This is a genomic window from Methylobacterium sp. BTF04 (assembly GCF_010692745.1).
GTDB lineage: Bacteria > Pseudomonadota > Alphaproteobacteria > Rhizobiales > Beijerinckiaceae > Methylobacterium.
In genome coordinates this window covers 43,982-56,810 of sequence record NZ_JAAHTB010000006.1, presented here as the reverse complement: position 1 = coordinate 56,810, position 12,829 = coordinate 43,982, and the positions used below count along the sequence as shown (strand labels likewise).

Here is a 12,829-nt window from a genome sequence, read left to right as displayed (position 1 = left end):
CGACAGAAGCGGCGGACGAACGCTCCGAACGATCCTAATCATCTGCGCCGATCCCCGCCGCATTCCGCTCACCCCGGTAGCCCGAAGCCAAGACGTAGAGTTCGCTCGAATCGGCACGGCTGGCATTCGGCTTGACGTGCCGCACGCTGGCGAAATCGCGCTTCAGGTCGGCGAGCAACGCGCCCTCGGTGCCGCCCTGGAACACCTTCGCGAGGTAGGAGCCGCCGGGCGCCAGAATCTCGCGAGCGAATTCCGCAGCGGTCTCCGCCAGCCCGATGATGCGCAGGTGGTCGGTCTGCTTGTGGCCAGTGGTGTTCGCCGCCATGTCCGACAGCACGAGGTCGGCTGGGCCGCCGAGTAGGCCTGTGAGCAGGCCGGGGGCTTCCGGCGCCAGAAAGTCGAGGGTGATGAAGTCGACGCCGACCATCGGCTCGATCTCGAGCAGGTCGATCCCGACGATCTTCCCGCTGTCACCGACGATCTTGGCGGCCACCTGCGACCAGCCTCCGGGGGCTGCGCCGAGATCGACGATGCGCTGGCCGGGCTTGAGGAGCTTAAAGCGCTCGTCGATCTCGATCAGCTTGAACGCGGCGCGCGAGCGGTAGCCTTCGCGCTTGGCCCGCGCCACGTAGGGGTCGTTGAGCTGCCGCTCCAGCCAGCGTTTCTGCGATTCGGTGCGGCCCCGTCCGGTCTTCACCCGCTGTTTGAGATCGCCGCGCAAACCTGCGCCGGCACCACGCCTGTCGCTCACCGGTAACCCCCACGGCGCCAGACGCCGTCTTCACGCATCATATTCATCAAGAGTCCTTCGCGCAGGCCGCGATCGGCAATGCGCAGACGATCGGACGGGAAAGCCCGGCGAATCGCCTCTAGGATCGCGCAGCCCGCCAGTACCAGGTCGGCCCGGTCGCGGCCGATACACGGATTGTCGGCCCGCTGGTCGAGCCGCGTATCGAGGAGGTCATCGATGGCATCGCCGACCTCGGCGTCGCTCATCCACAAACCGTCGACTCTGCGTCGCTCATAGCGGACGAGCCGCAAATGCATCGCGGCCAGAGTCGTCACCGTGCCCGAGGTGCCGAGCAAGTGGAAATGCCGCGCATTCGCGGCCGGCGCCGCCCGGATGGCGAAGCGCGCCAGCATGTCGGCCACCTCCTCCACCATGCCTTCGAAGGTCAGCCGGGTGACGTCGGCGCCCCCATGCCGTTCGGCCAGGGTCACGACGCCGACGGGCAGCGAATCCCAGGCGCGAATACGCAGGGTCGGGTCGGCGGACGGGTTCGTGGCAGCCCCGTCCAGCCAGGCGATCTCGGTGGAGCCGCCGCCGATGTCGAAGATCACCACCGATTCGGCGTAAGGGTCAGCCAAGGCGGCGCATCCGGTCACCGCCAGATAGGCTTCGGTCTGACGGTCGACGATCTCGAGATCGAGGCCGACCTGGTCGCGCACCCGCTCGACGAATTCGGCACCGTTCACCGCGAGCCGGCATGCCTCGGTGGCGATGATCTTGGCGCGCATGACGCCACGCGCCTGCATCTTCCCGCGGCAGACCCGCAGAGCCTCGATGGTCCGCTCGATCGCGGCGTTGCTCAGGCGATCCGAGGTGCCGAGGCCTTCGCCGAGGCGGACGATGCGCGAAAAGGCATCGATGACGCGAAAGCCGTGCGAGGCCGGCTCGGCGACGAGCAGCCGGCAATTGTTGGTGCCGAGGTCGAGCGCTGCGTATGCGTTGCGCCGTCCGGTGCGCGTGACAGCCGCCGGCTGCTCACTGGCGCCTAGCGCGGCCGTGGGCAGGGTTTGGCCGGCTGCGGAGGGAGCCGGCATGGTGTCGGCACTCTCTTCCCTCATCGGCTGTGCCGAATCCTCGGTCGTGGCCCCAGGCGGAGAGCCGGGCCATCATTCGCCCGCGACGCTACAGGGCTCGCGGACAAACTGCAAAGACTCGATCACGTCGATGAGAGATGGTGGCCGGCGAGAGAGCGACTAGGGATACTCAGCCGAGCTTGCCGACGGCCGCAATCCGAGGCACCGGCCGCAGCAAACTCTTCACCTGGGAGAACGGCCGCGGGCGGTTGATGACCTCGTCGAGGCGCGACCAGAGGGTTTTGGGCGAGAACGGCTTGGCGATGATCTCGTTGACGCCCACCGAGATCGCGCGATCGACGACGTTGCGGCGCGGCTGAGCCAGCATCAGGATGATCGGGATGGTGGGCGATGGGGACGTGGTCGGGGTGCGCGCCAGCCGGATGAACTCTTCGCCGGAGAGGATGGCGAGGTCCCAATCGATGATCGTCAGATCGGGCTTGCTCTCGGCCAGCACGCCGAGTGCCTCGGCCCCGTCGGGCGCCTCCAGTACGCGCTTGATCCCGACGCGCATGAGCATGTCGCGTACGATTCGACGGATATACAGGCTTTCGTCCACGACGAGGGCCGAAAGATCCGGAAATGAGGGTGTTGCGATCATGCGGCGGCGCTCGGGGCGGACCGCGGGAGCGGATCTGCCAATCGCGGCAGGCTAGGCCGCCGGACCTTTGCGTTTCCCTAACGGATTACCCACGAATCGCCCGAACCGGCGCGACGCTACACGCAGCGCGCGTGCTGCGAGGATACCGCTGAGCGAACGAGGAAGCGGCACAGCCGGCCAAACATACGCATTTGGCCGCAGGAAAGTGAGGGAACCAAGGCGGGATTGGGCATAAGCATCTTGCGAGATCGCCCTATTTCAGTCAGGACTGGACCGTTATTCTTGGTCACCGCTGCTGGGAGTAATGATAGTGCGGAACGTGGGCTGTCTGGGACGGCGCGCCCGTGGTATTCAAAACTGATGGTCGGCGGACGGTTTTTGCGAGCTTTCTATGGGACGTGGTCGTGATTTCAGGGGGCCGCAGAAGCGCGGTTTCGATGAGGGTGGAGCCGAGCCGCGTTGGCCGGATCAGGCTCCTCCGAGCGGTGGTGGCTACGGTGGCGGTTTCGGCGGTGGCGGCGGTTTCGACCGCGGCCCGTCGCGCGCTGCGGCAGCGCCTTCGGGACCGGAGCGCGATGCGACGGTCAAGTGGTTCAACAAGGAGAAGGGCTTCGGTTTCGTCGAGCTGGCTGACGGTTCGGGCGATGCCTTCCTCCACATCCGCGCTGTCGAAGCTGCGGGCCACGCCGACCTTCTCCCCGGCACGCGCCTGACGGTCCACACGGCCCAGGGCCAGAAGGGTCCTCAGGTCACCGACGTGACCAGCGTCGATACCTCGACGGCCGAGGCAGCTCCCCCGATGCGCGATGCGCGTCCCCCGCGCACTGGCGGGTTCGGTGGCGGTGATCGCTTCGGCGGCGCTGGCGCTAGCGCCGGCGGCGGTGGCAGCTACGGTGGTGGCGGTGATCGCTATGGCAGCGCCGGCGCAGGTGGTGGCGACCGGGGCGGCGGACGCTTCGCAAGCGGTCCGTCCACCGAGATGAGCGGCACCGTGAAGTGGTACGATCCGGCCAAGGGCTTCGGCTTCGTGTCCGTCAATGACGGCGGCAAGGACGTGTTCGTGCACCGTTCGGCTCTGTCGCGCGCCGGCCTCGAGTCCCTCGCCGAGGGCCAGCAGGTCGTTCTCGGCGTGGTCGAGGGCCAGAAGGGCCGCGAGGCCCAGACCATCAACGTCGACGATTGAGATCCGGGACGGCTGCAACGCGGCCAGCCGATCGATGCGATCTTTGAAAGCGGCGGCCGGAAGGCCGCCGCTTTTCGTTTGAACAGAGGCCTGCAGGGAGGATGCATGCGGCTCATCATGATCACGACCGCACTGGTTGGAGCGACGTGGAGCGGCGCGGTGGCCGAGGATTTCAGCGGGTTCTATGCCGGGCTCAATGCCGGCTACGCCCGACAGGCCGGCGAGCGCGAGGACCGGGGTCCCGGACCGCTGACCGGCCAAGCCGACATTGCCGCTCCCGAGTCGCGTCTTCCACCAAGCGCCCGGAGCGCATCCGAGACGATCCAGGCACGCAACCGGGCGGTCGATCGGACGGTCGATCGGACGCGCTGACGGCGTCGGTACCAACAACGAAAAAGGGCTGCCCGTGCGGGCAGCCCTTCCGATCTTCGAGCGATGATCCGGTTGGGATCAGCGCGAATAGAACTCGATCACGAGGTTTGGTTCCATCTGAACCGGATAGGGAACCTCGCCGAGGTTCGGGATGCGGGTGACGCGCGCAGTCATCTTGGCGTGATCCACCTCGATGTAGTCCGGCACGTCGCGCTCTGCGAGCTGCGACGCGACGATGACGATCTCGAGCTGCTTGGACGAATCCTTCACCTCGATCACGTCGCCGGTCTTCACCAGGTAGCTGGCGATATTGACGCGCTGACCGTTGACCTTGACGTGGCCGTGGTTGACGAACTGACGGGCCGCAAACGGGGTCGGCACGAACTTAGCGCGGTAGACCACGGCGTCGAGGCGACGCTCGAGCAGACCGATCAGGTTCTCGCCCGAATCGCCACGCAGGCGGATGGCCTCGGCGTAGTAACGGCGGAACTGCTTCTCGGTGATGTTGGCGTAGTAGCCCTTGAGCTTCTGCTTGGCGCGCAACTGCGTACCGAAGTCGGACATCTTGCCCTTACGACGCTGGCCATGCTGGCCGGGGCCGTACTCGCGACGATTGACCGGGCTCTTCGGGCGGCCCCAGATGTTCTGGCCCATGCGGCGATCGAGCTTGTGCTTCGCCTGAATGCGTTTTGACATCGCGGTTCCTCTCGCAATGGAGATCTATCGAGGAACGCGCCCTCCTCTTTCCGAAACGGTCCTGGACCTGTCCCGGAACGACAGAGCGACCGAAGCCGCTCACGGGTGCGCTTGAAAAAGCGACGGGGCCCCTCGCGGAGCCCCGTCACTGCAGTGTCCCTAGACGAGAGCGTCGTCCCGGTCAATGCCGAGCCGGCTTGTGGTCAGGGCAATCACGCGAGGCCGCTGCCCGCCTAGACGGGTTCGGTGGCTCACCATCCTTCACGGCTGCAGATCGGGAGCTGCCACTCCGCAAAGCCGCACAACCGGCCTCCACCGATCGCTTCAGGCTCGGCGCGTGCCACTGTCGTCCGCGAATATCTATTGCAGGCTAAGCGGCATCGACTCCACTGCGATCTCCAACACGCCCCGCAGCGCGAGCGAATGGCGCAAAGGACCGGTGAGGCCGCTTCCGCCGGTGAAGGCGCCAAGCACCGGAGCCTCTCGGTCGAATGGCAGCCGGGATGCCGGACCGAGCAGCTGCGTCACGCGGCGCGCGATCGCGGGAGCGGGATCGATCCACGTGACCGGCCATGGGGCCAGCGCCTGGAAGCGCGCGAGCAGCAGCGGATAATGGGTGCAGGCGAGGCAGACCACGTCGGTGCGGCGACCATCGTCCAGGGTGACGAAGCAGGGCGCGATCTCTGCGGCCAAGGCCGCATCGTCGATAGGCAGGCCGGCAAGCTCAGCCTCTGCGAAGCCCGCGAGGTTCGGGGCGCCGACCAGCGTGACATCGCACGCCCCCGCATAAGTCTCGATGAGCTCATGGGTATAGGCGCGGGCCACCGTACCGGGGGTTGCCAGCAAGGTGATCACGCGCGACCGCGTCGCCTCGGTCGCAGGCTTGATCGGAGGCACCACGCCGACGAACGGCGTTGCGAAGCGCTGGCGCAGAGCCGGGAGCACGAGGGTCGAGGCGGTGTTGCAGGCCACCACCACAAGGTCCGGCGCATGGACCGCGAGGAGCCGCTCCATCACTACGAGCACACGGTCGACGAGGGTCGCCTCCGAGAGGCGGCCGTAGGGGAAAGCGGCGTCATCCGCGGCGTAGACGTAGGTCGCGTCGGGTCGCGCCCGTCGGACCTGCTCGAGCACCGTCAGGCCGCCGAGCCCAGAATCGAAAACCAGGATCGTCGGCACTGGCGTCAGGTCCCGTGCCACTGAGGCCGTAGTCGCTCCAGCCATGAGATCGATCCGCATCCGAGTCCGGTCCGAAGGTGCGTGGGGAAGTCGAGTGTCGGACCGGCAAGGTTAAGGCGCTGTCACCGCGGCAGGAGAAAGGCGAGTGAATCCGGCCGCGCTGAGGTCCGCGGCGAACGGACTGGCACAGGGGGCGTTGCCGAATGGCCGAGCGGCCATATTTTCTGGTGAGTTTTGTATCAGGAGTGGCCGTAATGGCAGCAACGGCAGCGTCACGCGGGACCGATATCGGCCGCGACATCTCCTCGGCGTTTCCGCCACCGAGTCTCGGCGCCGCTCCGGTGGATAGGGCTGCGTGGATCGCCGCGTTCCATCATGTCCGCGACGAGACCGAGCGGCGGGCTGCCCCATTGTCCGCGGAAGACCAGCAGATCCAGTCCATGGCGGATGCCAGCCCGACAAAATGGCACCGGGCGCATACGACATGGTTCTTCGAGCAGTTTCTGCTGCGCGAGCATCTACCGGGCTACGCCATCCACGACGAGCGCCTGAACTATCTGTTCAATTCCTACTACGTCGCTGCGGGCCCGCGTCAGCCGCGGATCATGCGCGGACTCATCACACGCCCGAATGCGGCGGAGGTCGCGGCCTATCGCGCCCATGTGGACCGGGCCGTCGATGCGCTGCTGAAGGAGGCCTCGCAGGCCGCGCTGCACGCCGTGCTGCCGATTTTAGAGATCGGGCTCTATCACGAGCAGCAGCACCAGGAATTGCTGATCACCGACATCCTGCACGCCTTCGCGCAGAATCCTCTTGGGCCGGCTTACGACGAGGCCTGGCGTTTCCCGGCTCCGACGCAGGCCGCCGGCACGGTAGACCTGGCCCGTGGCATCACCCGGATCGGGCATGCCGGCGAGAGTTTTTCGTTCGACAACGAATCGCCCCGCCATGAAGTATTGATCCAGGGCGCTGCGCTCGACCGCGGATTGGTGACGAATGCGCAGTGGCTCGCCTTCATGGAAGACGGTGGCTATTCCCGGCCCGGTCTCTGGCTTTCCGATGGCTGGGTCGCTGCGCAGGCCGAGGGCTGGGAGGCGCCGGGCTATTGGCGCCGCGAGGGCGAGACATGGTCGAGCATGACGCTGGCCGGTGTTCGCGCCATCGACCCGTCGCTACCGGTCACCCATGTCAGCTATTATGAAGCTGACGCCTATGCGCGATGGGCGGGGCGCGAACTCCCCACCGAGTTCGAATGGGAGGTCGCAGCGCGCGACGACAGGCTCGCCGATGCGTTCGGCTCGGTGTGGCAATGGACCCGCAGCGCCTACACTGCCTACCCGGGATATCGCCCAGTGGACGGTGCCCTCGGCGAGTACAACGGCAAGTTCATGTCGAACCAGTTCGTGTTGCGCGGCTCGTCGGTGGCGACCGCCGAGGGTCATGCCCGCGTCGGCTACCGCAACTTCTTCTATCCGCATCAGCGCTGGCAATTCACGGGCCTGCGCCTGTCGCAGACCCACGCCTGAGACCGTCGTTTCGCGTCCCGGAGACCCTAGGCCTTGACCATCAATCCCGTCTTCACGGACGCCACCCCCATCGCGGCCATTGATGCCGAGCAGCAATTCCGCGCCGACGTCCTCGCGGGCTTGTCGGCCCAACAGAAGTTTCTCTCCGCCAAGTACTTCTACGATGCGGCGGGCTCCGATCTGTTCGAGGCGATCACCCGGCAGCCGGAATACTACCCGACCCGGACCGAGATCGGCATCCTCGACAAGCAGGGTGCCGAGATCGCTGCGACGCTCCCGGCGCGCGCCAACCTCGTGGAGTTCGGGAGCGGCTCCACCGCCAAGGTGCGCCGGCTCCTCGTACATCTCCCCGATCTCGCGGCCTACGTGCCGGTGGATGTCTCGGAAAGCTTCCTGCGCAGTGAAGCCAATGCGTTGGCTATCGATTTTCCGCAGCTCGCCATCGCGCCGGTGGCGGCGGATTTCACCCGAGCCTTCACCCTACCTGACGGACTCTCGCACGGTGCCGTGGCCGGCTTCTTTCCTGGCTCGACCATCGGCAATTTCGAGCCGCCCCAGGCCGCTCATCTTCTCGCCCATTTCGGACGGGTCCTCGGGCGCGGCGCCACGCTGATCATCGGCGTCGACCTAGTGAAGGAAAAGGCTGTGCTCGACGCCGCCTATGACGACGCGGCGGGGGTGACTGCCGCCTTCAATCGCAATCTTCTTGTACGAATCCAGCGGGAACTCGGCGCAGACATCGACTTAAACGCCTTCGCGCACCGGGCGTTCTTCAACGTCGCGGCGTCGCGTATCGAGATGCACCTCGTGAGCCGGATCGCGCATACCGTCACTGTGGCTGGTCGGGCCTTCCGGTTCGAGGCGGGCGAGACCATTCATACCGAGAACAGCTACAAGTACACGATCGACCGGTTCAGGGATCTCGCCGCAGAGGCCGGCTGGACGCCGCGGGCGGTATGGACCGACTCCGAAGCCCTATTCTCGATTCACGCGCTGGTGCGGAGCTGATCATCGTCCCGATTTGCGAATCGCCGCCTCTAGACGCGACGTGCCGCGATGGCATTTGGGCCGATGGCTGCTGTGGATTCGATAGCGGCCCACGCGAAAGAGCGGGTTTCGGGGCCGAAGCACTCGGATTGCAGGCCGCCTCGCGAGAGTCGGCACGCCCCGATCCATCGGGGACGAGAGCGGGTCCAAGCCTCATCGTTTCGGCAACACGCGCAGGCGCGTTCGCCCAAGTAAAGGAATCGATCCCATGCACATGAACAAGCTCGGACAGACCGGTCTCTTCGTCTCTGAACTCTGCCTCGGCACCATGACCTTCGGCGGGACCGGCGAGATCTGGAGCAAGATGGGGTCGCTCGACCAGAACGATGCGGAGCGGCTCGTCGGCCGGGCGCTCGATGCCGGTATCAACTTCATCGACACCGCCGACGTTTACTCGGATGGCCTGTCTGAGACGATCACCGGTCAGGCGCTGCGCAACCTCAAGGTCCCACGCGAGAGCGTCGTCGTCGCCACCAAGGGCTACGGCCGGATGGGGATCGGCGCGAATGCCAGCGGCAACTCCCGCCTCCACCTCCTCGATGCGGTCAAGGGCAGTCTGAAGCGGCTGCAGCTCGATCACATCGATCTCTATCAAGTCCACGGCTTCGATCCCGCGACTCCGATCGAGGAGACCGTGCGAGCGCTCGACATCCTGGTCCAGCACGGACACGTCCGCTACGTCGGTGTCTCCAATTGGGCCGCCTGGCAGATCATGAAGGCGCTGGGGATCGCGGAGCGGCTGGGACTCGCACGCTTTGCCAGCCTCCAGGCGTATTATACCATCGCTGGACGCGACCTCGAACGCGAGATCGTGCCGATGCTGCGCAGCGAGGGGCTGGGCCTGATGGTGTGGAGCCCGCTGGCGGGTGGCTTCCTCAGTGGCAAACACACCCGCGAGCGGGACGCCAGCGCCGGGGATCGTCGCGCTGCCTTCGCCTTCCCGCCGATCGATGCCGAGCGCGCCTTCACCTGTATCGAGGCGATGACGCCAATGGCGGAGGCCCGTGGCATCGCCGTGGCGCAGATCGCACTGGCCTGGTTGCTGCACCGGAAGGTCGTCAGCAGCGTCATCGTCGGCGCACGGCGCCTTGATCAGCTCGAGGACAACCTCGCCGCCGTCGACGTTACGCTGACGGAGGCGGAACTCGATATCCTCGACGGCGCCGGCACGCTGCCGCGCGAGTATCCCGGTTGGATGTTTGAGACGCAGGGAAACCGCGCCGTTCAACTCGCGGAATCGCTGCGGACCAATACGCGCTGATTCTCAACCGCGATACAGGAAAACGGAATCCGCTTTTCGCATATTATGATGTTCAGTCAATAAGATAGGGCCAGTTGCGGTGTTCGTTACACCGCAACGGGCTCTCGGTCGCAGACGCGATCAGCTCCGCTTTTCCATCATCGCCTTGACCTGCATCAACTGGTCCCAGACCGTTCCCGGAGTGGTGCCGAGAAACTCGAAGCCGGCGGTGACGCCCCAGTAGATGCCGAACAGGATGATTGGCACGAGGATCCAGCCGAGGATCTCCTCGCCCCGCCGCCGGCGCTTGCGGCGCATCCGGCGCTCGTCGCGCCGGCTCGGCTTGGGCGGCGCCACAGGCGACGACACCGACGTGAGGGGGCCCTCATGCAGATCGTTCATCAAGACGCCCCTCTTCACACAGATCTATGCAACGCGCAGATGGCCGGGCACGATCCGGTGCGACCTCCACTCTTCGATGCGCTTGCTAACCATCGCGAACGCAGGTGTCGACAGTTGTCGAAACATTTCGGCAGCGCGGTGGTATGCCGAGACTCGCTCCGGCCCTCTCCTGAACGCCCAATACGAATGGGGCTCCCTCCCGTTTCAGGAGAAAGCCCCATGCGATGGGCAATCCGATCAGGCCTTGACCAAGGGGACCTTCGGCACGGTGCGGACGCTGCCCGAACCACCGCCCTTATCGTCCTTTTTGTCGTCTTTCTTGCGCGGAGCCGCCTTCGCTTTGGCACGCTTGTGCTTCTTGGCTGCGTTGGTGACGTCCTTCTCGGGCTTCGGCGTCACGGGGCCTGCCGGGAACTCGAAGCCGAGCGCGTCCTTCTCGCCCTCCTCGGGCTTACGGACCACGACCCGCACCGCGCCGCCATCCTTCAGACGACCGAACAGCACCTCGTCGGCGAGGGGCGTCTTGATGGTGGACTGGATGAGACGCGCCATCGGCCGGGCGCCCATGGCATCGTCGTAGCCGTGTTCCACCAGCCACTCGCGCGCTTCGTCTGCCAACTCGATGGTGACGTTGCGATCGGCAAGCTGTGCCTCGAGTTGCAGGACGAACTTGTCGACGACCTTGGCGACGACTTCCTTCGGCAAATGGCCGAAGGAGATGATCGCATCGAGACGGTTCCGGAATTCCGGCGCGAACAGCTTGTTGATCGCCTCGACGTCGTCGCCGGTACGCTTGGTCTGGGTGAAGCCATAGGCCGACTTCGCCAGATCCGACGCGCCCGCATTCGTGGTCATGATGATGATCACGTTGCGGAAATCGACCTGCTTGCCGTTGTGATCGGTGAGCTTACCGTGATCCATCACCTGCAACAGAATGTTGAACAGGTCCGGATGGGCCTTCTCGATCTCGTCGAGCAGCAGCACGCAATGCGGGTGCTGATCGATGCCATCGGTGAGAAGTCCGCCTTGGTCGAAGCCGACATAGCCGGGAGGTGCACCGATCAGGCGGCTCACCGTGTGGCGCTCCATGTATTCCGACATGTCGAAGCGCAGCATCTCGATCCCGAGCGAGGCGGCGAGTTGCTTGGCGGCTTCGGTCTTGCCGACGCCGGTCGGGCCAGCGAACAGGTAGGAGCCGATCGGCTTGTCGGGGTCGCGCAGGCCGGCCCGCGCCAGCTTGATCGCCGAGGTCAGCGCCTCGATGGCGCCGGTCTGGCCATAGACCACCCGCTTGAGGCTCTCGGTGAGGTTCTTGAGCACCACCGCATCGTCCTTCGACACGGTCTTGGGTGGGATGCGGGCCATCGTCGCGATGGTCGCCTCGATCTCCTTGACGCCGATGATGCGCTTGCGACGCGCCTCCGGCACCAACATCTGCGAGGCGCCAGTCTCGTCGATGACGTCGATGGCCTTGTCGGGTAGCTTACGGTCATTGATATAGCGGGCCGACAGTTCCACGGCGGCCTTCACCGCTTCGGTAGTATATTTGAGCTTGTGGAATTCCTCGAAATACGGCTTGAGGCCCTTCACGATCTCGATGGCATCGGGGATCGACGGCTCGTTGACGTCGATCTTCTGGAAGCGACGCACCAGGGCACGGTCCTTCTCGAAGTACTGGCGGTACTCCTTGTAGGTGGTCGAGCCGATGCAGCGGAGCGAACCGTTGGCCAAAGCCGGCTTCAGGAGGTTCGACGCATCCATCGCCCCGCCCGAGGTGGCGCCGGCACCGATCACCGTGTGGATCTCGTCGATGAAGAGCACCGCGTTCGGGTGCGCCTCGATCTCCTTCATCACCTGCTTGAGACGTTCCTCGAAGTCGCCGCGATAGCGCGTGCCCGCGAGCAGCGTACCCATGTCGAGGGAGAACACCGTCGCGTCGATGAGAACCTCGGGGACCTCCTTGTGGATGATCTTCCGGGCCAAGCCCTCGGCGATGGCGGTCTTGCCGACGCCGGGATCGCCCACCAGCAGTGGGTTGTTCTTCTGGCGGCGGCACAGGATCTGGATGGTCCGCTGGACCTCGGTGTCGCGGCCGATCAGCGGGTCGATCCGGCCATCGCGGGCCTTCTTGTTGAGGTTGATGCAGTAGGCGTCGAGGGCATCGCCCTTCTTCTTCGGCCGCCCCTCGTTCTCCTCACCGCTCGGACGCTCGGAGGATGCCTCCTCCTCCGCACCCCGAACCGGCTTCGGCTCCGAAGCGCCGGGGCGCTTGGCGATGCCATGGCTGATGTAGTTGACCGCATCGTAGCGGGTCATGTCCTGCTCCTGCAGGAAGTAGGCGGCATGGCTCTCGCGCTCGGCGAAGATCGCCACCAGAACGTTCGCGCCCGTTACCTCTTCACGGCCGGAGGATTGAACGTGGATCACCGCACGCTGAATCACCCGCTGGAAACCGGCCGTGGGCTTCGCATCCTGCCGTCCATCGCCGATGAGGTTCGACAATTCCGTGTCGACGTACTCGACGAGGCTGCGCTTGAGCGTCTCGACCTCGACGTTGCAGGCTCGCATCACTGCCGCCGCATCCTGGTCGTCGACGAGGGCGAGCAGGAGATGTTCCAGCGTCGCGTATTCGTGCCGGCGCTCACCGGCAAGGGCCAGGGCGCGGTGAAGAGCTTGTTCTAGGCTGCGAGAGAAGCTGGGCAAAGCAGGGCCTCTGTGTG

General features: G+C 65.5%; 12 protein-coding genes. 5 read left to right on the top strand and 7 right to left on the bottom strand.

Annotated elements, in window-relative coordinates:
- Positions 1-34: 34 nt before the first annotated feature.
- The 3 genes from G3T14_RS05680 to G3T14_RS05670 all read right to left on the bottom strand — a co-directional run bounded on the left by G3T14_RS05680 (position 35) and on the right by G3T14_RS05670 (position 2,464).
- Positions 35-751, bottom strand: a complete 717-nt coding sequence (locus G3T14_RS05680; RefSeq protein ID WP_163640917.1) for an RlmE family RNA methyltransferase — start codon at positions 749-751, stop codon at positions 35-37.
- A complete protein-coding gene (locus tag G3T14_RS05675) occupies positions 748-1,848 on the bottom strand; it encodes a Ppx/GppA phosphatase family protein (protein WP_163640915.1) in 1,101 nt (366 codons plus the stop codon). The genes G3T14_RS05680 and G3T14_RS05675 overlap by 4 nt, the downstream gene beginning before the upstream one ends.
- 145 nt (positions 1,849-1,993) lie before the next feature.
- A complete protein-coding gene (locus G3T14_RS05670) occupies positions 1,994-2,464 on the bottom strand; it encodes a response regulator (protein ID WP_163640913.1) in 471 nt (156 codons plus the stop codon).
- A 391-nt stretch (positions 2,465-2,855) separates the two neighbouring features.
- Between G3T14_RS05670 and G3T14_RS25370 the strand changes: the two genes are divergently transcribed.
- Complete coding sequence (locus tag G3T14_RS25370) at positions 2,856-3,647, top strand: cold shock domain-containing protein (RefSeq protein ID WP_163640911.1); 792 nt, start codon at positions 2,856-2,858, stop codon at positions 3,645-3,647.
- A gap of 117 nt (positions 3,648-3,764) precedes the next feature.
- On the top strand, positions 3,765-4,019 hold the full coding sequence (locus G3T14_RS05660; protein WP_204262659.1) for a hypothetical protein: 255 nt from the start codon (positions 3,765-3,767) through the stop codon (positions 4,017-4,019).
- A gap of 78 nt (positions 4,020-4,097) precedes the next feature.
- Here the strand turns inward: G3T14_RS05660 and rpsD are convergent, their stop codons facing one another.
- Entirely contained in the window at positions 4,098-4,715 is a 618-nt protein-coding gene (gene rpsD, locus G3T14_RS05655; protein WP_163640907.1) for a 30S ribosomal protein S4, read from the bottom strand.
- 360 nt (positions 4,716-5,075) lie between these two features.
- On the bottom strand, positions 5,076-5,954 hold the full coding sequence (gene murI / locus G3T14_RS05650) for a glutamate racemase (RefSeq protein WP_163640898.1): 879 nt from the start codon (positions 5,952-5,954) through the stop codon (positions 5,076-5,078).
- A 194-nt stretch (positions 5,955-6,148) separates the two neighbouring features.
- Here murI and egtB point away from each other — a divergent pair, with 194 nt between their 5' ends.
- The 3 genes from egtB to G3T14_RS05635 all read left to right on the top strand — a co-directional run bounded on the left by egtB (position 6,149) and on the right by G3T14_RS05635 (position 9,728).
- Positions 6,149-7,420, top strand: a complete 1,272-nt coding sequence (gene egtB, locus G3T14_RS05645) for an ergothioneine biosynthesis protein EgtB (protein WP_163640896.1) — start codon at positions 6,149-6,151, stop codon at positions 7,418-7,420.
- Positions 7,421-7,459: 39 nt separating this feature from the next.
- A complete protein-coding gene (gene egtD, locus G3T14_RS05640; protein WP_348645217.1) occupies positions 7,460-8,428 on the top strand; it encodes an L-histidine N(alpha)-methyltransferase in 969 nt (322 codons plus the stop codon).
- Between the two features lie 247 nt (positions 8,429-8,675).
- Positions 8,676-9,728, top strand: a complete 1,053-nt coding sequence (locus tag G3T14_RS05635; RefSeq protein ID WP_163640892.1) for an aldo/keto reductase — start codon at positions 8,676-8,678, stop codon at positions 9,726-9,728.
- Positions 9,729-9,848: 120 nt separating this feature from the next.
- On the opposite strand, the gene G3T14_RS05630 is transcribed toward G3T14_RS05635, so the two are convergent.
- A complete protein-coding gene (locus tag G3T14_RS05630) occupies positions 9,849-10,112 on the bottom strand; it encodes a hypothetical protein (protein ID WP_163640890.1) in 264 nt (87 codons plus the stop codon).
- Positions 10,113-10,346: 234 nt separating this feature from the next.
- Positions 10,347-12,812, bottom strand: coding sequence for an ATP-dependent Clp protease ATP-binding subunit ClpA (clpA, locus tag G3T14_RS05625; protein ID WP_163640888.1), 2,466 nt, complete (start codon positions 12,810-12,812; stop codon positions 10,347-10,349).
- Positions 12,813-12,829: the final 17 nt, after the last annotated feature.

Coding starts and splice junctions, on each gene's coding strand:
- G3T14_RS05675 (WP_163640915.1), bottom strand. CDS start 1,848: ATGAGGGAAGAGAGTGCCGACACCATGCCGGCTCCCTCCGCAGCCGGC.
- G3T14_RS05635 (WP_163640892.1), top strand. CDS start 8,676: ATGCACATGAACAAGCTCGGACAGACCGGTCTCTTCGTCTCTGAACTC.
- G3T14_RS05670 (WP_163640913.1), bottom strand. CDS start 2,464: ATGATCGCAACACCCTCATTTCCGGATCTTTCGGCCCTCGTCGTGGAC.
- rpsD (WP_163640907.1), bottom strand. CDS start 4,715: ATGTCAAAACGCATTCAGGCGAAGCACAAGCTCGATCGCCGCATGGGC.
- egtB (WP_163640896.1), top strand. CDS start 6,149: ATGGCAGCAACGGCAGCGTCACGCGGGACCGATATCGGCCGCGACATC.
- G3T14_RS05660 (WP_204262659.1), top strand. CDS start 3,765: ATGATCACGACCGCACTGGTTGGAGCGACGTGGAGCGGCGCGGTGGCC.
- G3T14_RS25370 (WP_163640911.1), top strand. CDS start 2,856: ATGGGACGTGGTCGTGATTTCAGGGGGCCGCAGAAGCGCGGTTTCGAT.
- murI (WP_163640898.1), bottom strand. CDS start 5,954: ATGCGGATCGATCTCATGGCTGGAGCGACTACGGCCTCAGTGGCACGG.